The following is a 17,792-nucleotide window of genomic DNA, read 5'->3' as shown; positions in this document are numbered from 1 at the left end:
CGTGACTTTTTCGTTCGTAGACAACGAGCCATGCGCTGTCTACGAGGCCAAGGCGCAAGCGGACATCCTCCAACCGCTCGTCCAACGCGGCGTCCGTTACCCGACGTGCGAAGCGTTCTCCATCCGCACGTTCCCTCTCATCCACCGCGTGTGCGCGCTATCGCGATGTGGCAACCCGCACGTGGTCCCGGTCTCGTCTGGCCCCACTTCTCATCCGCGGATCGCGACGAGCTTCCACTCCAGGTCCACCGCCTCGCGAACCCGCATGCCGACTGCGGTCTCGATCATCTCCTAGGTCAGCGGGCGCGGTGGGACACCGAGCTCGGCGTGGATCCCCGACCACAAGATCGACACTCGGTTTCAGGCCTTCCGCTCGGTCAGCGTCGGAACGGCCTGCGAGGATCACGCGGCGACATGTTGTCGAACGGCGTGAACCACGCGGGCGGGGTGTAGTCACCCATGCCGAGGTACCGGTTCTCCTCGTCGTCCGGGTTCTCGAGCCCATCCCGGCTGGGATCGAACAGCTCGAGAATGTCGATGTCCTGGAACAGAACTTCTCCCAGCATGTCCCAGTCGAGGTCATCACTGTGCTCAGGCAGCGCCTTGAAGTCGTCCTCCAGACCCGACCAGCCGTCATCCACCGCGTCGCCCGCATACCGCAGCACCAGGTGCAGCGCCATCTCCTCCGCGGCACAACACGGCTGCGGCCATCGCCCGGCCACCAGATCCTCGGCCAGATCATCGAACGCCCGCGCCGCCTGACGACGCCAGATCGCGTTCTGCCCCCACGTGATCCGGGGAAACTCGTCGAACAACGACCACTGGGACGCGGCCGTCACCGGGTCGTCGCCGTACTCGATCACGTCGTCGTACGCATGATCGGCCAGCAGCCCCGCCATGCTCCACAACACGGCACCGGTGCGGGGAGTCACCTGGAAGCCGGTACACCGCTCACAGGAAGACCGCTCACACCTGCACACGTCGAACACCGCGGCGAAGTCAGGCACCGTCGTCCGCGAAGGACCATCCGCTCCGACCTCTCCAACCGAATACCTGACCCCACCCACCTCAACGCCTTCGACGGAGACGACGGCGTCCGGATCCAGCAAGAGCGACAGAGCGGCAGCCGGATCTCCAACAACACCCTCGCGTTCAGCATCCCGAAGCTCTTCCTGAGCCTGCTCAGAATCCTCGTCCACCACGAACACCATCTCGTCGACATACGCCAGCGCCGCTCGCTCCAACGCCGCCGAGTCGATCACGTCCAACTCAATCTCCGCACTAACCTTGAACCTACGCCCGCCACCAGCGTCATCCTCGATCATGCGATACAGCCTAGATCCACCGCCCATACCCACAACGCCAAATCCAGTCCCATTCAAACCACATCCCACCACCTCAGCGCAGTTCGGGACAGCGCGACAGGTTCACCCGTTCGTGGCAACCCATGCACCGCCAGCCCAGACGAAGGAGCCACCGCCTCCTGATTCGCCCCACCTGTTGATCATGAAATAGATGATCAAGCGAACATCATTTCAAAGTCACGAAAATGCCCGCTGATTCTGGACTGTTACTCCAGAATCAGCGGGCATTTTCAGACCGTCGGGACGACAAGATTCGAACCTGCGACCCCTTGACCCCCAGATCAAGGGACAAAGGGTTTTCGCACGTCAATCGCGGTACAGCACGGTGCGGCTCGTTCATCATCGCGCATGCCGTGGGCACGTGGGACAACCGTTTGGTCCCCAAGCGGTCCCCAACGCTGCCAGCAACCCGCAGGTGGTGTGTCTGCGGCACCCAATGTCAAACACTCTAGGTTGCATCCGCCTTGACACAGTCGTGGTCGCCAGACTCAGGCACCCCACCATCGTAGATGGTGGGGTGCCTGAGTCCGCCAACGAGACCCGGCCGAACATGCAGTTCACTCGCGGTCGCGATCAGCCAAGAGGGTTGCCATACAGCAGCTGCGGATGAGCATCGACCTACCCGGCAAAACGAGATCTCCCCAGATGGTCGAACACTGTTTGGGCAACTTGGCCACTTGCTCAACCTACTATAAACTCATTGAGTAACCGGACAGCGACTCGGACGAGTGCGTCCGTCCTGTGAATCGCAGACATTTCACCCAGCGAGTCAACCTACTGACCGCACTATTGCGGATAACTGAGTCACCATCCGGCGAAGCTGATGATCGTGAAGGTGACGCTCGCACAATCTGCCAACTTCAAGTTGGCACGTCTAGCGCTACCGGCAATTCTGACCAGTTTGTCTTCGTACTCGCCGGGTAGCCCATGTACACCACAGGGCCATTTCACCTGCACTGATAGGTCCAACCGATGGGCCAATCAGGTTACAGACAGCAAATTTTCCCGTTAGTCCACCCGAGTGGGCGACATGATTCGCCCATGAGCATGCGTACGATTGCCACCCTAGACATGATCCACAGCGTAAGCGGGCCTCAGGCTCGTAGGGGGCACGGTTGGGCAAGTACCACAAAGACACCGAGGTCGACCGGGTTGTCATCCAGCTAGTCGACAGCAGAAGTTGGACCATTGACGATCTTGGACATGGCTTCCGACTTCTGTGCCCGTGCGGTGAGGGCTGGGTCCGCGTGGACGGTACGCCACAGAACCCCGGCAGCCACGCCAAACGCATCAAACGCGAAGCTGGCCACTGCCCTGATCAACATGCGCTGGACGGTCGTCCCCGGCCACGATCGAGTTAAGACCGTTTCGCATCGGAAACAGCAGTGGTACGGTGAGGAACCACACTGACCTAGGACAGGGGAAGCCATGGGCCAGTACGAGCTTACGTTTACCGTGGAGCCTATAGAAAACAATGTCATAGAAGACATTAGCTCCAAATACGATGCTTTGTACTCCGCACACGGAGAGTCTCATTTTTTAACTATTACCTACGAAGCCGAGTCGGGCGCAACAGCCGCCAAGCAAGCAGTCGCACGCCTTGAAAGTCGTTATAATGTAGTAGTCAAGCAATTTCGCGAAGACTTTGTCACCCGCGGAGATATCGCAGACCGAATTGACGCAACCCCTCAAGCTGTCGGCCAATGGATCAGAGGCGACAGGCAGAAGCAACAACCGTTCCCTCCGTCATACAGCAATGTTGCGGGAGGCATTTGGCTATGGGGCGAAGTGAATGAATGGCTTCGCCTGGTCGGAAAGGAAGCAGACGACCTACTATTCGTGAACCGTGAAGAAATAACCGAGGTAAACCGTTGGCTCAACATTAGAAAATTCATTCAGCCCATCCAGATCACACAACCACGCCTCAAGATCTACGCTGGTCACGCTTGGCCCGGCAAGCCCACCGAGGACACACTTGTAGTGAGCGAGCGCATCCCCACACACGCCAAAGGTAAAATCGGACCACGCAACTGGCTGGCGTCTGATTTTGAAGTAGTAGGATAAGGCCTCAGATGAAAAGTGTCGACTCAGCATTAGAGGTGCTAAATTTTGCATCCCTGGACGCAATTCAGTTCTACGAAACGTCCGCCCGCCTGAATGCTGGTTTCCCTGGGGATTTCACCACTACCGAAGAAAGTGAGAACACTTCAGAAGAGCCAACTCAGGAGTGGCTTTTCTCCATTCAAAAAAGCCCAGATCACATCAATTTTAGAGCAAGGCTTGAAATTGAGAGCAACGACTCTCAGTACGTTGTTGACGTAGCCGCTTTTTACTCTTTCACAGAACCGCTTAGCATTTCTGATGAAATCTTGCAAGAGTTCATAAATAGAGCTGCCATGATTGCAGTATATCCATTCGCGCGAGAAGCGCTCCACGAGCTCGCTCGCAAAGTGAACGCACATGTTCCAATTCTTGGAATCTACAACCCCGGCGATATCGCGGTTGACTTGAGCATCGCAGAGAAGCGCCCCTCTGCGTCGATAAAGCCACCCAAAGAGCTTTCTTAAGCTCGACTCCATAAGCATAGCCGCGTCCCGCGAGAAATGCTGGCACCCGCACCCCGTCGCGCTCAATTCCCATCGAGGGGCTGCGCCATCCCGTCGACCTGGCCTAGCCCTATCACGTCTGTCGAGGGTCCGCGACATACGCTGAAAATCAAGGGGAGGTACCAAGTTCGCAGACCCTCGACAGACGTGATAGCCCTCCGGGAGGTCGACGGGATGGCGCAGCACCGGCCCCCGCTGGAATAGAACATTCAGCATCCCCAACCATCCCGGAAACCTGCCTGCCCGGCGAGGGCATGTTCTAGAACTGGGTGGAACTTTCGCGGCTTCCTCCGGGGGCCGCTGGCCGTACCTCCTCCGGCGATGGTGACCGGTGCCCTTCCTCGCCTGCCCCGCCCGGCCGCCGGAGGTGGCCTTGGGCGGGGTAGAGAGCTTGGGGCGTCGGTCTCCGTCGTCGGAACGGGCACCAACGGCCAGCGGCCCCCGGAGGGGGCCGCCTTGATTGTTCACCGGTGCTCGCGGTGGGCTGATCTCGACGGCGGTTCTCCGGGACGCGACGCATTGGGATGAGGTGGTCACCAAGCTCGGATACGAACACCTCCGGCGGCACGATCTCCGGCATACCGGGCTCACATGGATGGCGGACGCAGGCGTTCCTCTGCACGTTCTCCGCAAGATTGCGGGACACGGATCACTGACCACCACACAGCGGTACTTGCACCCGGATCTCCAGACCATCCACGACGCAGGCGACTCGCTCACGGCCTACCTGAACACTGACCGTACTCTGAGCGGTTCTCAACTCCGAGCCGTCTAGTCCCTCTGCCCAACGGGCTTCAAGCTAGTATGGTGGGTCTAAAAAGTAAGTCGGAAACTTTGGCCATGGCACTGTTTTACCGCGAATATTCACGTTTAGTGCGTCGCCACCGTCTCGCCTACGACAGATTTCCTTGTTCAGAACCTCAAACGTCGTGGAGTCAAACGGGGCGGGCAGAAAGACCGTATATTGACCCATCGTTATGGCGACAGACCGAAGTTCGGGCGGATGGCTAACTATCATGATCCTCCTACCTGATGACAAGGCATTAATATCCCGCGCCATATAGGTTGGAAGTATCTCATCATTCGGTTGTTTAAGTTGATCTCTCACAGGCTTCATGACCGGGCGAAAAATATATTTCCACCCCAAACCTGCAAATGCCGCCAGGTACGCAGATCGAATCCACGAAATACGAGCACGTCTCTCATCATAGCGAGAATGCACAACAAAAGAATGATCAGGTTTAGGATGGTCATCCTGTGCGTAACTATGCAGTTTTTTGAAGTAAGCTTCCATTACTTTTTTATCATTTTGCTTGGGAATCCCGAATATTTGAAGACCTCCACCCTTGGTGCGCTCAATCGTGCCTCGCAACGGAATACCGTCAATATAAGAAGTCACTTTATGAGTACGCCCATTTGCAACCCCAAGCACAAAGTCGTCAACATGAGACCTTCGCACCGCATGGGAATCAAAGCTAGTACCCGAACTATTGTTACAGGTGTCGCACGTTAGCAGTAGTCGACGGCCACCAACACCGTCTGCTGGCACATGCTCGTCGGTGAGGACGCGAGCAGCAACCGCCTCGCGTGGAAACGCCACTAGACAGCAAGGACAGGCGTAGTAATCGCGATCAGCAGGAAGCCTGTCGCTCAGTTGGAGCTTGTCTAGTACTAGCCGCAACCGAGGCGCGCCGTCATCGAACCACCGCAACCGCCTAGCCAGTTCCCTGTCCACTGCCTGAGCCTAGTTTGCCGTGTCCGTCGCAGGAGGTACCCGACACACAGAGACGATGCATCTCGAAACACCCACTGCGCCAACATCTGACATCAGCCAGTGGCCCAACGTTGTCACTCAGGCAATCACGCAGGTCCCCAGATGGTCCCCAACCACGGGCTGTCTAGATCAAGCCATGATCCATCGAAGACACGAAAAAGCCCTGCCGAGCAGGCAAGATACCTGTTCAGCAGGGCTGATTCAGACCGTCGGGACGACAGGATTCGAACCTGCGACCCCTTGACCCCCAGTCAAGTGCGCTACCAAGCTGCGCCACGTCCCGGCCACACACCCCGTGAGGCGTGTGCTGAAAGCTTAGCGCATCCACATCGGACTGCTGACGTGGGGGGTTGGTTTTGGTGATCATGGGGTTTACCTGCGGATATAGCAGAGGCCCGCGTGGTGCGGGCCTCTGCTCCCCTCGGTCCCGGTCGATCCCCCGACAGCTCGACCGACCTCGCCAACTATGCGTTGGCGGTGTTTCGTTCACTACCGCCATAAGTCGAGTCTTTTTGGTCAACTTTCGTCCTACCGGTGGGTAGGGAGGCCTCCACGGTGAAGCCGCCGTCTGGATGGCGGGTGGTGGTGAGGGTGCCGCCCAGGAGAGTCACGCGTTCGGAGAGGCCGTGCAGGCCGGTGCCCTCGTGGTCTGGGGGTGGGGGGACTGTGGTGGGGGGTGCATTGGTGATGGTGGCCCTGATGGTGCTGTTTCTCCTGGTCAGGGTGATGTGGACTGGGGTGCCTGGGGCGTGTTTGGTGACGTTGGTCAAGGCTTCTTGGACTACGCGGTAGAGGGCGCGGCCTGCGGCTGGGGAAGGTGGCGTTCTGGTGTGGTTGTCGTAGGTGACGGGGAGGCCTGCGGCTCTTGCCCGGTCGACCAGGAGGGGGAGGTGGTCGTAGCCCTCCGCTGGTTCTCTGGGGGCGTTGAGGAGGCCTAGGGCGGCGCGCATCTCGGCAAGGGTTTCCTTGGCCAGGGCGCGTACGCGTAGTGCGGTGTCCTTGGTGTGTTGTTCGGTGGTGGTGGCCGCCAAGGCGGCTGACTCGACGGCTATGAGGGTGGCGTGGTGGCCTACCGCGTCGTGGATTTCCCTGGCGATCCTGGCGCGTTCCGCTGAGCGGGCGGTGGCTTCTCTTGCCTCCCACTCGGCTTCGCGGGCCCTGTCGGTTTCCGCGAGGCTCTTTGTGAGGTCGTGTCTGGCGGTGATGAGGGCGCCGATGGCGGCTGGGGCCGCGGACAGGAAGAACGTGTACGCGAGGGTGAGGACGGTCCGGTTCACGGACAGGCCCTCGTGGGCGATGACGAACGTGGCCGGGATCAGGGTGGCCGCTGTGACGCAGGCGAGGATGACCGGTTGGGACTTGGTGCGGCGGCCGGCGCGGTAGAGGGCGACCACCGCTGGGGGCCAGCCCAGGCCGCCGCAGAGGGCGGGGACGCAGAGCAGGACCGTCAGCCACGGCCAGCGGAGGCGCAGTGGGAGGGCTAGGCAGGCCAGCAGGGCAGTGGGGACGGACCAGGGGAACGGGTACGTGCCCGCCATGAGGACCAAGCCCGCCGGGACGCCTACGGCGAGCAGTTCCAGGGCGAATCTGCGGGAGAGGATCACCAGGCGTCGCCGTTCGCTCGCTGGGCCACCAAGGCGGCTTGGACGCGGTTCTCCACGCCCAGCTTGGTGAACAGGGTGGAGACGTAGCTCTTCACGGTGGCCTCGGTGAGGCCCAGGTCGCGGGCGATGGCGGCGTTGGGTCTGCCTGCCGCGACGAGGGACAGCACCTGGCGTTCTCGGCCCGTGAGGCCTGCCAGCTGGTGGTTCTCGCGCAGGCCCGTGCCCCTCAGGCGGGGTAGGAGGCGGGCGGTGATGCGCGGGTCTAGGACGGCGCCGCCCGCGGCCAGGTCGAGGACCGCGCGGACCAGGGCGTCGGGTTCGGCGTCCTTCAGCAGGAAGCCCTGGGCGCCGAGGTCCAGGGCGGTGGCGACGTAGTCGTCGAGATCGAACGTGGTCAGGATGGCCACGACGGGCGGGTCTGCCAGTTCGTGCAGGCGGCGCAGGGCCTCAAGGCCGTCCACGCCCGGCATCTGCACGTCCACGAGGACCACGTCCGGGTGAACTCGGGACACCACGTCGAGCAGTTCGGCGCCGTCCGGCGCCTCGGCGACGACCCGGATGCGGTCGTCGGTCTCCAGCAGGACCGCGAGCCCCCGCCGGAGCAGGGGCTCGTCGTCCGCCAGCACCACTCGCACGGCCACGTCGCCCAGGAGACCTCATTCGGCCTCCTGGAGCAACCTGGTCTGCTACTTCTTGCCGCCCTTGCCGCCGCCCTTGGCACCCGGCTTGCCGCTGAAGCCGCGCTTCTCGCGGACGCGCACCGAGATGCGGACGGGGCTGCCGACGAAGCCGAACTCCTCGCGGAGCTTGCGCTCGATGAACCTGCGGTAGCCCGCCTCCAGGAAGCCGGAGGTGAACAGCACGAACGTCGGCGGCCTGGTCGAGGCCTGGGTCGCGAACAGGACCTTCGGCTGCTTGCCGCTGCGGACCGGCGGCGGCGTGGCGGCGATCAGCGCCGTCAGCCACGTGTTCAGCCTGCCCGTCGGCACGCGGGTGTCCCACGACGCCAGCGCGGTGCGCAGCGCCGGGGCCAGCTTGCGGACGGCGCGGCCGGTCAGCGCGGAGATGTTGACCGTCTCCGCCCACGGCACGCGCACGAGGCCGCGTTCGAGTTCGCGGACCATCTCCTTGCGGCGGTCCTCGTCCACGAGGTCCCACTTGTTCATCGCGAGCACGATGCCCTTGCCGGACTCGACGGCCATGGTCAGCACGCGCAGGTCCTGCTCGCTGATCGGCTCGCTCGCGTCCAGCAGCACGATCGCGACCTCGGCAGAGTCGATCGCCGCCTTGGTGCGCAGCGACGCGTAGTACTCGGCGCCGCTGGCGAAGTTCACGCGCTTGCGCAGGCCTGCCGTGTCGACGAAGCGCCACACCTCGTCGTCCAACTCGACCATCGAGTCGACCGGGTCGACGGTCGTGCCCGCGACCGCGTCGACGACCGAGCGGTTCTCGCCGGTCAGGCGGTTGAGCAGGCTGGACTTGCCGACGTTCGGCTTGCCGACCAGCGCCACGCGGCGGGGGCCCGCGACGGGGTTGAAGTCGTCGCGCGGGGACTCCGGCAGCGCCTTCAGGATCTCGTCGAGCAGGTCGCCCGAGCCGCGGCCGTGCAGACCGGAGACCGGCCACGGCTCGCCGAGGCCCAGCGACCACAGCGACGCCGTCTCGGCCATCAGCCGCTCGTCGTCGACCTTGTTCGCGACCAGCAGCACCGGGCGCTTCGAGCGGCGCAGGATCTTCGCCACGGCCTCCTCGGTGGCCGTGTAGCCGACGGTCGCGTCCACGACCAGCAGGATGACGTCCGCGGCCTCCATCGCCAGCTCGGCCTGCGCGGCGACGGCGGCCTGGAGGCCGGTCGCGTCGGGCTCCCAGCCGCCGGTGTCGACCACGGTGAACTTGCGGCCGTTCCACAGCGCGTCGTAGGCGATGCGGTCGCGGGTCACGCCGGGCACGTCCTGCACGACCGCCTCACGACGGCCGATGATGCGGTTCACCAGGGTCGACTTGCCCACGTTCGGGCGGCCGACCACGGCCAGCGTCGGCTGCGGGACCGCCGCCTCCTCGCCGTCCTCGAAGCCGTCGCCGTCGAAGCCCGACCAGTCGGACTCGTCCGTCCACGTGCCGTCCAAGTCCGTCACTTTGCTTCTCCACTCACACTTCTGTCGCGAAAATCGTCCAGTTCGGCCACCAGGGTGGCCAGGCGGTCGCGCACCTGCTCGGTGGCAACGTCGAGGGCCTGTCTGCCCTTCCCAGGGGGCACCTCGAACGGCTCGCCGACCAGCACGTCGACCACGGGCAGGAAACGGCGCCGGGCGCCTTCCGGGCGCAGCGTGCCCCGGCAGGCCACCGGCAGCACGACCGCGTCCGAGGACCTGGCCAGCCAGGCGGCCCCGTGCTGCGCGTCGGCCACGTCGCCGCTGCCGCGCGTGCCCTCGGGGAAGACGCCGACCACGCCACCGGCGCGGAGCACCCTCAACGCCGCGAGCAGCGGCGCCCGGTCGGGCACGCCGCGGCGCACCGACAGCTGACCGATCTTGCGCAGGAACCAGCCCAGCGGTCCCGCGAACATCTCCTGCTTGATCAGGAACACCACCCGGCGCGGCAGCGCTCCGAAGAGCAGCGGCCCGTCCGCCATGGAGCTGTGGTTGGCCACGACCACGACCGCACCGGTCAACGGTACGTGCTCCCGGCCGTGCACCCGCACGCGGAACGGCAGCGCGTAAGGGTACCGCGCGATCCACCGGCCGAAGTCCGTCCAGCCCGCCGACGCCCCGTCGGGGAGTTGAGCGGTCACCTGGTCACCCGATCCGCCACCCGGAGGCCGCGCTGGTCGACCAGGTCGAGCAGGGCGGCGACGGTGCCCGCGAGGTCCAGCGACGTCGTGTCGACCTCGACGGAGTCGTCGGCGGGCCGCAGCGGGGACACCGCGCGCGTCGAGTCGTAGGTGTCGCGGCGCTGCACGTCGGCGAGCACCGCGTCGACGGTGGCGGTCCGGCCCGCGGCCGTGTCCTGCCTGGTGCGGCGCTGTGCGCGCGCTTCGGCGGACGCCGTCAGGTAGACCTTCAGCTCGGCGTCCGGCGCGACGACGGTGCCGATGTCGCGGCCCTCGACGACGATGCCGTCGGCCTCGGCGATGATCCGCCGCTGCTCGGCGACGAGGAGTTCGCGGACCTCGCGCACGGCCGACACGGGCGACACCGCGAGGGTCACGTCCGCGCCGCGGATCTCCGCGCCGACGTCCTGGCCGTCCAGCGTCGTGGTCGCGCGGGCCGGGTCGGTGCCCAGCTCCAGCCGCGACGACCGAGCGATGGAAATCACCCGTTCGGTGTCGAGCGGGTCGACCCCGGCGCGCAGCACCGCCAGGGTCACGGCGCGGTACATCGCGCCGGTGTCGAGGTACCGGGCGCCCAGGATGGCCGCCAGTCGGCGCGCCACGGAGGACTTGCCGGTGCCGGAAGGCCCGTCGAGGGCCACCACGCCACGCAGCTCACCTTGTCCCACCGCGACTTCCTCCTGATGTCGATGACGCGGGCGGCGAGGTCCCCACGCCCACAGCCCCCCATTGTGCCTGGTGCGGAGCGTCACGCGCGCAGCAGGCGTGGTTAGTCCTTGCCGCCGTCGACGAACAGCTCCTGACCGGTCACGCCGGAGGCCTGCTCGGAGCAGAAGAACAGCACGGCGGCGGCGACCTCGTCGGCCGTGGCGAGCCTGCCGAGCGGGGTCCGCGACTCCACGTCGGCGACGTGGTCGGCGAAGTCGTCGACGGCCGCCTCGGTGCGCTCGCTGGCGATCAGGCCGGGCACGACCACGTTCACCGTCACGCCCGCGGGGCCGCCGTTCCACGAGAGGCTGCGCGCGGCGGCGTGCACCGCGCCCTTGGCGGCGGCGTACGCGCCCAGCCCTGGGATCCCCGCGCGGACGACGGCGCTGGACAGCAGCACCACCCGGCCCCAGCCCGCCTCGGTCATGCCGGGCAGGAACGTGCCGACCAGGTCCAGCATGCCCTCGACGTTGGCGCGCACCAGGGCGCGCGGGTCCTGGGACCACGCGAAAGCGTTGTGCACCAGCACGTCCACCGACCCGGTGCGCTCCAGCAGCGCCTCGGCCGAGTCCGGGTCGGCCAAGTCGAACCGCTCGGCGCGCACGCCCAGCGCCTCGACCCGCTCACGGCCCGACCGGTAGGTCGCCACGACCTCGTAGCCGTCCTTGACCAGGGCCGACGTGATCGCGCCGCCGAGGCGGCTCGCTCCCCCCGTGACGATCGCCTTGCGCACGAACGAACCCCGCTCCCCGTGATCGGCCGTTTTCCACCGTACTCATCCGAACGGTCACGAGCCGTCACCGGTTCAACGCGGGGGCGTCACCGCTGCTTCAGGTCGGTCCGCAGGGCCGCGGCGCCCCTCAGGTAGACGTGCTTGACCTCGGACCGGGTCAGGTCGGTGTCCACGTGCGCCATCAGCCGGATCACCCTCGGCATCGCGCCGGGCACCGCCATCTCGGTCGCGGACAGCAGCGGCACGTCGTCCAGACCGGCCTGCCGCGCCGCGTACGCCGGGAACTCCGACACCAGGTCCGGGGTCGCCGTGAGGATCACGCTGATCACCTCGTCGCTGGTGAGGCCGTTGCGCGTCAACACCTCCCGGACCAGTTCGGCTGTCGCCTCCAGCACCTGCTCCCGGTCGTCCGCGTCGATCTGGGTCGCACCGCGAATCGCTCGTACCGCCATTCGGCCGACTCTAACGGTCACCGCTCCCGAGATCCGCGAGCAACAGGCCGCTGCGGGGTTTCGGCGTGAAGTAGGTGCTCTTGCGCGGCATCCTCTCCCCCGCCGCGTGCACGGCCAGCACGTCGGCGAGCGGGACGGGCGCGACCAGCAGCACCGCGTCGGCGGCGACGGACCGCCACCGCTCGTCGGTCACCGGCCGCACCTGCGCGCACTCGGGGTCCAGGCGGAGCGCCTTCGCCAGCAGCACGGATTCCACGGCCGCGTGGTCGATGCCGGGGGTCGGCAGCTCGACGCGGAGCACCCGGTCCGGGCACACCACGACGACCACGCCCGGCTCCGGCGGCACGACGGCGGGCAGGTCGTCGACGCGCAGGCCGACCGCGCGCCACGCCGAGGCCAGGTCGTCGGCGGTCAGGCCGGTGTCCACGAGCGCGCGGTGGATCGGGCCGATCCGCAGCGCGGGCCCGGCCGTGACCAGCGCGAGCAGGCCGCTGAGCCCGGCGGCGGCCGCGGCGGCGACCCGGTGGTTGCCGTCGGCGACCAGCAGCTGGTGCGCCCCGGCGGCCTCCAGCAGCGTGTCCTGGGCCTCGCCAGGGCCGACCAGCCACAGCCGGTGCCGCCGCCCGCCCGAGTCGACCAACGACACCGCGGGCTCGTGGACGAACTCGGCGTGCAGCAGCCCGGTCAGCTCGTCGCGCTCGGCGACCGGCACGAGCATCGCGGCGCTGGTGGCGACCCCGAGCCCGGCCAGCACGCGGGCGCGTTCGGCGACGACGTCCGGGTACACCTGCTCGCTGTGCCGCACCCGGCTGATCCCGTCCGCGTCGACCGCGGCCGGGTCGACCATGCAGAGCAGGCCGCACGCGGTCCCGTCCGGACCGTCCACCCAGTACGGCGCGACCACGTCGTCGACCTGCCGGTACGACTGGCGCAGCAGCTCGGCGAGCGCCGCGCGGGCCGCGGGCAGCGACTCCAGCAGGCCCGTCCCGGCGGCGAGCGCGGCGGGCGTGCGGTGGGGGTGCTGCACGGCCAGCAGTGTCCCGCGACCGCCGCCGGGGGCGGCCAGTGCGCGGACCACCCGGTCCGGCTCGGCGAACTCGTCCACGTCCGGACCCGGTACCCGGTCCCGCACGACCCATCCACGCCGCACCGGCTGAAGCCATCCCGTCATCCGGGCACGGTACTGCGGCGGCCGGTCCCGTCATGGGACGTAAAGTAGGCTTTAGACTGTGAACGTCGAGGTCACGCCGCTACCGGGAATCGGCACCCGTCAAGACTTCATGATCCGAGCAGGCCGCCGGATCGGGGTGATCACCTACCGCGACGGCAAGTTCGAGTTCATCATCTCGAAGACCGACGACCCCGACGCGTGCTCGGCGTCCATACCGCTGACCCCGCAGGAAGCGGGGACGCTGGCCGGTCTGCTCGGCGCGCCGCAGCTGGTGGCGCACCTGGCGAACCAGCACAGCGAGGTCACCGGGATCGACACGAAGCAGTTCCCGATCGTCCCCGGCTCGCAGTACGACGGCAGGGAACTCGGCGACACCCAGCTCCGCACCCGCACCGGCGCGTCGATCGTCGCCGTCGTGCGCGCGGGCACCGTGCACCCCTCGCCCCGCCCGGACTTCGTGTTCACCGGCGGCGACCTGGTCGTGGTCGTCGGCACGTCGGACGGCCTCTCGCAGTCCGCCGAGATCCTGGGTGGTGGCTGAGCACCCGTGCACACGACAGCGATCGCACTGATCCAACTCGGGGCGGTCTTCTTCGGCTTGGGCCTGCTCGGCCGGGTCGCCTGGAAGATCGGCATCTCCCCCATCCCGCTCTACCTGATCGGCGGACTGGCCTTCGGCCACGGCGGGCTGATCCCGCTGGACGGCATCGAGGAGTTCACGCACATCGCCAGCGAGATCGGCGTCGTGCTCCTCCTGCTGCTGCTCGGCCTGGAGTACTCGGCGAGCGAACTGGTCACCGGCTTGAAGAAGTCGTGGATGGCCGGGGTGCTCGACATCGTGCTGAACGCGACGCCGGGCGCGGTCGCGGGGCTGCTGCTGGGCTGGGGCCCGGTCGGCGCGCTCGCGATGGCGGGCGTCACCTACATCTCCTCCTCCGGCATCATCGCGAAGGTCCTCGGCGACCTCGGGCGGCTCGGCAACCGGGAGACGCCGGTCGTGCTGTCGGTGCTGGTGTTCGAGGACCTGGCGATGGCCGTGTACCTGCCGATCCTGACCGCCGTGCTGGCGGGCGTGAGCTTCCTCGGCGGGTTGAGCGCGGTGGGCATCTCGCTGGCCGCGATCACGGTCGTGCTGGTGATCGCGTTGAAGTACGGGAAGTACGTGTCCGCGATCGTGGACTCGCCGGACGCCGAGGTGTTCCTGCTCAAGGTGCTCGGGTCGGCGCTGCTGGTGGCGGGCATCGCCTCGCAGCTCCAGGTGTCCGCCGCCGTGGGCGCGTTCCTGCTCGGCATCGCGATCTCCGGCTCGACGGCGGAGAACGCGACCCGGATGCTCGAACCGCTGCGCGACCTGTTCGCCGCGATGTTCTTCGTGGTGTTCGGGTTGAACACCAACCCGGCGTCGATCCCGCCGGTGCTCGGCGTCGCGGTCGCGCTGGCCGTGGTGACGACGCTGACGAAGGTCGCGACCGGCTGGTGGGCGGCGAAGCGGCAGGGCATCGCGAAGATGGGCCGGGCCCGTGCCGGAGCGGCTTTGGTGGCACGCGGGGAGTTCTCCATCGTGATCGCCGGGCTGACCGTGGCGTCCGGCGCGGTGGACGAGAAGCTGGCCGCGCTGGCGACGGCGTACGTGCTGCTGATGGCCGTGCTCGGCCCGGTGACGGCGCGCATCGTGGAACCGGTGGTGGGCCTGGTGCGCAAGCGCCGCGGCGTGCGGGAGACGGCAACCGCCTGAACGGCTCTGCGACGTTCGGGTGAACCCCGGTATCTGAGGGGTGTGGCGCGGCTCACTAATGGGCAGGAGTCAGAACCGCCGCCACCGTCCCCGAAGGGGGTCGTCATGTCACAGCCGACGAGCGCCGAGACCACTGGTCGTTACCTGGTGCTCCTGGAGAACAACGCCACCGCCGCGGGTGTGCGCGAACTGGACCGGGTAGCAGGCATCCAGGTCGCGACCACCGCGGACACCGTCGCCGAGCAGATCGCGGGCTCGGACGGGGTGATCTTCCACGAACTCGGCATCGCGGTCGTGGACGCGAGCCCCGACCAGGTGCCGGGCCTGAACCGCGCGGTCGACGAGCCCGGCCCGGTGCTCGCCGTGGAAGCCGAGCGGGTGGTGCACGCGATCACGTCCACGTCGACCGACTCCGACGTGGCCGCCGTGGACGAGTCGGTGTTCACCTGGGGCCTCCAGGCCATCGGCGCGAACCTGAGCACCGCCACCGGGCGGGGCATCCGGGTCGCGGTGCTGGACACCGGGTTCACCGTGGCGCACGCGGACTTCGTCGGCCGGACCGTGACGACGAGCTCGTTCATCACCGGCGAGACGGTGGACGACGCGCACGGGCACGGCACGCACTGCATCGGGACGTCGTGCGGGCCTCGGCGGCCCGCGTCCGGGCCGGGGTACGGCGTGGCGTACGAGGCGGAGATCTACGCGGGGAAGGTGTTGAGCAACGCCGGGTCCGGATCGGACGGCGGGATCCTCGCGGGCATCGAGTGGGCCATCGCGAACGGGTGCGCGGTGGTGTCGATGTCGCTGGGGGCGACCGTTCGGCCGGGCACGCCGTACTCGACGATCTTCGAGCAGGCGGCGGCGCGGGCGTTGGCGAAGGGGACGTTGATCGTCGCCGCGTCGGGGAACGACAGCCGTCGGCCTGGGACGGTGGCGCCGACCGGGCACCCGGCGAACTGCCCGTCGATCATGGCTGTCGGGGCGGTGGACGTCGGGCGGGCCATCGCGTTCTTCTCGTGCGGGACCGTGGACACGATCGGGGCCGTGGACGTCGTGGCGCCTGGGGTGGACGTGTACTCGTCGTGGAACGCCGCGCCGGGGACGAAGAGGTTGCAGGGGACGAGCATGGCCACGCCGCACGTGGCGGGAGTGGCGGCGTTGATGGCGGAGAAGTACGGGGCGCGGGGGTTCGAGCTGTGGGCGCGGTTGGCGCAGACGGCTCGACGGTTGCCCTTGCCATCCACGGATGTCGGTGCAGGATTGGTGCAAGCTCCCTGAGTGCCCGCACCCCCCGGAGGTCGGTCGGTGGTCAAGGTCGTGGTGTCGATCGCCGATTCGAGCCTGGGGCGGGTGGACGCCGTCGTCGCCGGGTTGAAGGCGGCCGGGATGGTCGTGGACGACGTGATGGAAGCCCTGGGGATGGTGACCGGGGGTGTCGCGGAGTCGGCGATGGGTCGGTTGAAGGCGGTGCCGGGGGTTGAGGAGGTGGAGAGGCAGCGGGCTGTGGGGTTGTGAGGGTTTTCGGCTGGGGTTCCGGGTGGGTTTCCGGGCTGTGGTGGGGTTTTCAGGCCTGGGAGTTGTCGGTGGCCGGAAATGTCGTACCCCTGTCGTAGCGTGTGCGTCGGGGGGTTCTCACTTGCGGGGGACCCCTGGGCCGCTGTGGTTCGCCTGGAGCCGGGGGGTCGGCTGGGGGTTCCGGCGTGGTCTGGTCGGTGGCTGCGGGTTCCGATGTGGTCCGTCGGCGGCCGCCGGTTCGGAGATGGCCGGTTGGTGGCCGGCGGATTGGTGTGGGTCGCCCGGCGGCTTCGACTTCCAGCGTGCTGTGGCCGATTTTACTTGGGTCCCCTCATTTTGACCTTGATCGGGCCAAAAGGCAGTGCCCCAAAGCCCTGCCCGATCTCCAATTTTAAGGCCAAAATCCCCAAGTAAAATCGGCCACGTTCCGTGGCCTGCGACCGTCGGTTCCAGCGGGGTCGGCATGCGGGCTTGAGTTCCAGCCCGGTCACCACCGTCCCTGGCTCTCTGGTGGTGGGCCACCGCTTTGCCCAGGGACCGCTTGTGGTTGCCGATCAGCCCTGGGTCTGTCTTCGGCCTTGGCCTTGGCCTGTTGATGATCAATTACCACCTTGGCCGCTCGGGCTCTGGTGTGTGGTCCTTGTTGGTGGCTCGTTCGTGGGTGGGAAGATGGGTCGCACGACCGCGGTTGGCCGGGACGTTCGTCCGAGCCTGGGGTTCCCGGATCGAACAAGTGTTCTATGCTGTGGCCGGGTCGAGCCGGTATTGCCAGAGAGGAAACCAGAACGTGTCTAACACGCTCACGGAGCAGAGTGACCAGGTAGACGCGGTGGAAGCCAAGATTCCGGCGGCCCCCGAGGCCGTTGTGGAGTCGGTGCCCGCGGCGAAGCCGGTGGACGAGGCCGCTGCGAAGGTGGCTGCTGACGCGACCGCCGAGCCCGCTGTGGACGAGGCGCCCGCCAAGCCGGTCAAGCGGGCCAAGAGCACGGCCAAGAAGACCCGGACCGTCGAGCTGACGCTCACGGTGACCGGGACCATGGACGGCGACTGGCAGGCCGACCTGCTGCACGGCACCCAGCGTGTCGTGCAGGGCCTCACCATCCCGGCCATCGCGGTGTCCAAGGCCGCGAAGGAGCTGCACGAGGACATCTTCAGCGGCATCGAGACCGTGCTCGAAGCGGCGCGCGACCAGCACCGCACCCGCATGGAAGAGCTCGAAGCCGAGCTGGCCAAGGTGAAGCAGGCGTTGGCCGAGCTGAGCGACTGACGTAGGACGACGACGAAGGGCCCCCACCGAGCA

At 66.7% G+C, this 17,792-nt stretch carries 18 protein-coding genes and 1 tRNA gene; 8 read left to right on the top strand and 11 right to left on the bottom strand.

Annotation, left to right across the window (positions count from 1 at the left end):
• Positions 1-377 precede the first annotated feature (377 nt).
• On the bottom strand, positions 378-1,325 hold the full coding sequence (locus tag ACFWW9_RS17425; RefSeq protein ID WP_390378118.1) for a hypothetical protein: 948 nt from the start codon (positions 1,323-1,325) through the stop codon (positions 378-380).
• Positions 1,326-2,792: 1,467 nt separating this feature from the next.
• On the opposite strand from ACFWW9_RS17425, the gene ACFWW9_RS17420 reads away from it, so the two are divergent.
• The 3 genes from ACFWW9_RS17420 to ACFWW9_RS17410 all read left to right on the top strand — a co-directional run bounded on the left by ACFWW9_RS17420 (position 2,793) and on the right by ACFWW9_RS17410 (position 4,745).
• Positions 2,793-3,428: a hypothetical protein gene (locus ACFWW9_RS17420; protein WP_390378115.1), complete on the top strand. Its 636-nt coding sequence runs from the start codon at positions 2,793-2,795 to the stop codon at positions 3,426-3,428.
• Positions 3,429-3,436: 8 nt separating this feature from the next.
• Positions 3,437-3,931, top strand: a complete 495-nt coding sequence (locus ACFWW9_RS17415) for a hypothetical protein (RefSeq protein ID WP_390378113.1) — start codon at positions 3,437-3,439, stop codon at positions 3,929-3,931.
• A 568-nt stretch (positions 3,932-4,499) separates the two neighbouring features.
• On the top strand, positions 4,500-4,745 hold the full coding sequence (locus ACFWW9_RS17410) for a tyrosine-type recombinase/integrase (RefSeq protein WP_390378231.1): 246 nt from the start codon (positions 4,500-4,502) through the stop codon (positions 4,743-4,745).
• Positions 4,746-4,769: 24 nt separating this feature from the next.
• On the opposite strand, the gene ACFWW9_RS17405 is transcribed toward ACFWW9_RS17410, so the two are convergent.
• The 10 genes from ACFWW9_RS17405 to ACFWW9_RS17360 all read right to left on the bottom strand — a co-directional run bounded on the left by ACFWW9_RS17405 (position 4,770) and on the right by ACFWW9_RS17360 (position 13,242).
• A complete protein-coding gene (locus tag ACFWW9_RS17405; RefSeq protein WP_390378110.1) occupies positions 4,770-5,705 on the bottom strand; it encodes a hypothetical protein in 936 nt (311 codons plus the stop codon).
• 248 nt (positions 5,706-5,953) lie between these two features.
• A tRNA-Pro gene (locus ACFWW9_RS17400) sits at positions 5,954-6,027 on the bottom strand.
• Positions 6,028-6,208: 181 nt separating this feature from the next.
• Positions 6,209-7,348 (bottom strand): sensor histidine kinase, encoded by a 1,140-nt coding sequence (locus tag ACFWW9_RS17395; protein WP_390378107.1) that lies wholly within the window; start codon positions 7,346-7,348, stop codon positions 6,209-6,211.
• Positions 7,345-7,989, bottom strand: coding sequence for a response regulator (locus ACFWW9_RS17390; protein WP_390378104.1), 645 nt, complete (start codon positions 7,987-7,989; stop codon positions 7,345-7,347). Before ACFWW9_RS17390 ends, ACFWW9_RS17395 begins: the two co-directional genes overlap by 4 nt.
• Before the next feature lie 45 nt (positions 7,990-8,034).
• Entirely contained in the window at positions 8,035-9,483 is a 1,449-nt protein-coding gene (gene der / locus ACFWW9_RS17385; RefSeq protein WP_390378102.1) for a ribosome biogenesis GTPase Der, read from the bottom strand.
• On the bottom strand, positions 9,480-10,139 hold the full coding sequence (locus ACFWW9_RS17380; RefSeq protein ID WP_390378099.1) for a lysophospholipid acyltransferase family protein: 660 nt from the start codon (positions 10,137-10,139) through the stop codon (positions 9,480-9,482). Before ACFWW9_RS17380 ends, der begins: the two co-directional genes overlap by 4 nt.
• On the bottom strand, positions 10,136-10,846 hold the full coding sequence (cmk, locus tag ACFWW9_RS17375; protein WP_390378096.1) for a (d)CMP kinase: 711 nt from the start codon (positions 10,844-10,846) through the stop codon (positions 10,136-10,138). Before cmk ends, ACFWW9_RS17380 begins: the two co-directional genes overlap by 4 nt.
• A 101-nt stretch (positions 10,847-10,947) precedes the next feature.
• Entirely contained in the window at positions 10,948-11,619 is a 672-nt protein-coding gene (locus tag ACFWW9_RS17370; protein ID WP_390378093.1) for an SDR family NAD(P)-dependent oxidoreductase, read from the bottom strand.
• Between the two features lie 86 nt (positions 11,620-11,705).
• The gene (gene aroH, locus ACFWW9_RS17365; RefSeq protein WP_390378090.1) at positions 11,706-12,071 is read right to left on the bottom strand and encodes a chorismate mutase; all 366 of its coding nucleotides are present in this window, start codon (positions 12,069-12,071) and stop codon (positions 11,706-11,708) included.
• Positions 12,072-12,081: 10 nt separating this feature from the next.
• Positions 12,082-13,242 carry a DUF1015 family protein gene (locus ACFWW9_RS17360; protein WP_390378087.1) on the bottom strand — a complete coding sequence of 387 codons (1,161 nt, stop codon included), beginning with the start codon at positions 13,240-13,242 and terminating at the stop codon, positions 12,082-12,084.
• Between the two features lie 58 nt (positions 13,243-13,300).
• Between ACFWW9_RS17360 and ACFWW9_RS17355 the strand changes: the two genes are divergently transcribed.
• The 5 genes from ACFWW9_RS17355 (at position 13,301) to ACFWW9_RS17335 (ending at position 17,759) form a co-directional block, all read left to right on the top strand.
• Complete coding sequence (locus ACFWW9_RS17355; RefSeq protein WP_390378084.1) at positions 13,301-13,783, top strand: cation:proton antiporter regulatory subunit; 483 nt, start codon at positions 13,301-13,303, stop codon at positions 13,781-13,783.
• A gap of 6 nt (positions 13,784-13,789) precedes the next feature.
• Entirely contained in the window at positions 13,790-14,977 is a 1,188-nt protein-coding gene (locus ACFWW9_RS17350) for a cation:proton antiporter (RefSeq protein ID WP_390378081.1), read from the top strand.
• Between the two features lie 105 nt (positions 14,978-15,082).
• Positions 15,083-16,255 (top strand): S8 family serine peptidase, encoded by a 1,173-nt coding sequence (locus ACFWW9_RS17345; protein WP_390378078.1) that lies wholly within the window; start codon positions 15,083-15,085, stop codon positions 16,253-16,255.
• A 27-nt stretch (positions 16,256-16,282) separates the two neighbouring features.
• Positions 16,283-16,492, top strand: coding sequence for a hypothetical protein (locus ACFWW9_RS17340; protein WP_390378076.1), 210 nt, complete (start codon positions 16,283-16,285; stop codon positions 16,490-16,492).
• A gap of 829 nt (positions 16,493-17,321) precedes the next feature.
• Positions 17,322-17,759, top strand: a complete 438-nt coding sequence (locus tag ACFWW9_RS17335) for a DUF6319 family protein (protein WP_390378073.1) — start codon at positions 17,322-17,324, stop codon at positions 17,757-17,759.
• Positions 17,760-17,792: the final 33 nt, after the last annotated feature.

Source organism: Umezawaea sp. NPDC059074 (genome assembly GCF_042738955.1).
GTDB lineage: Bacteria > Actinomycetota > Actinomycetes > Mycobacteriales > Pseudonocardiaceae > Umezawaea.
This window is presented reverse-complemented; position numbering and strand designations above follow the sequence as displayed.

What these genes read in the sequence shown, in the direction of transcription:
- ACFWW9_RS17360 (WP_390378087.1), bottom strand. Translation starts at nt 13,242, where the DNA reads ATGACGGGATGGCTTCAGCCGGTGCGGCGTGGATGGGTCGTGCGGGAC.
- ACFWW9_RS17415 (WP_390378113.1), top strand. Translation starts at nt 3,437, where the DNA reads ATGAAAAGTGTCGACTCAGCATTAGAGGTGCTAAATTTTGCATCCCTG.
- ACFWW9_RS17425 (WP_390378118.1), bottom strand. Translation starts at nt 1,325, where the DNA reads ATGATCGAGGATGACGCTGGTGGCGGGCGTAGGTTCAAGGTTAGTGCG.
- ACFWW9_RS17420 (WP_390378115.1), top strand. Translation starts at nt 2,793, where the DNA reads ATGGGCCAGTACGAGCTTACGTTTACCGTGGAGCCTATAGAAAACAAT.
- aroH (WP_390378090.1), bottom strand. Translation starts at nt 12,071, where the DNA reads ATGGCGGTACGAGCGATTCGCGGTGCGACCCAGATCGACGCGGACGAC.
- ACFWW9_RS17345 (WP_390378078.1), top strand. Translation starts at nt 15,083, where the DNA reads ATGTCACAGCCGACGAGCGCCGAGACCACTGGTCGTTACCTGGTGCTC.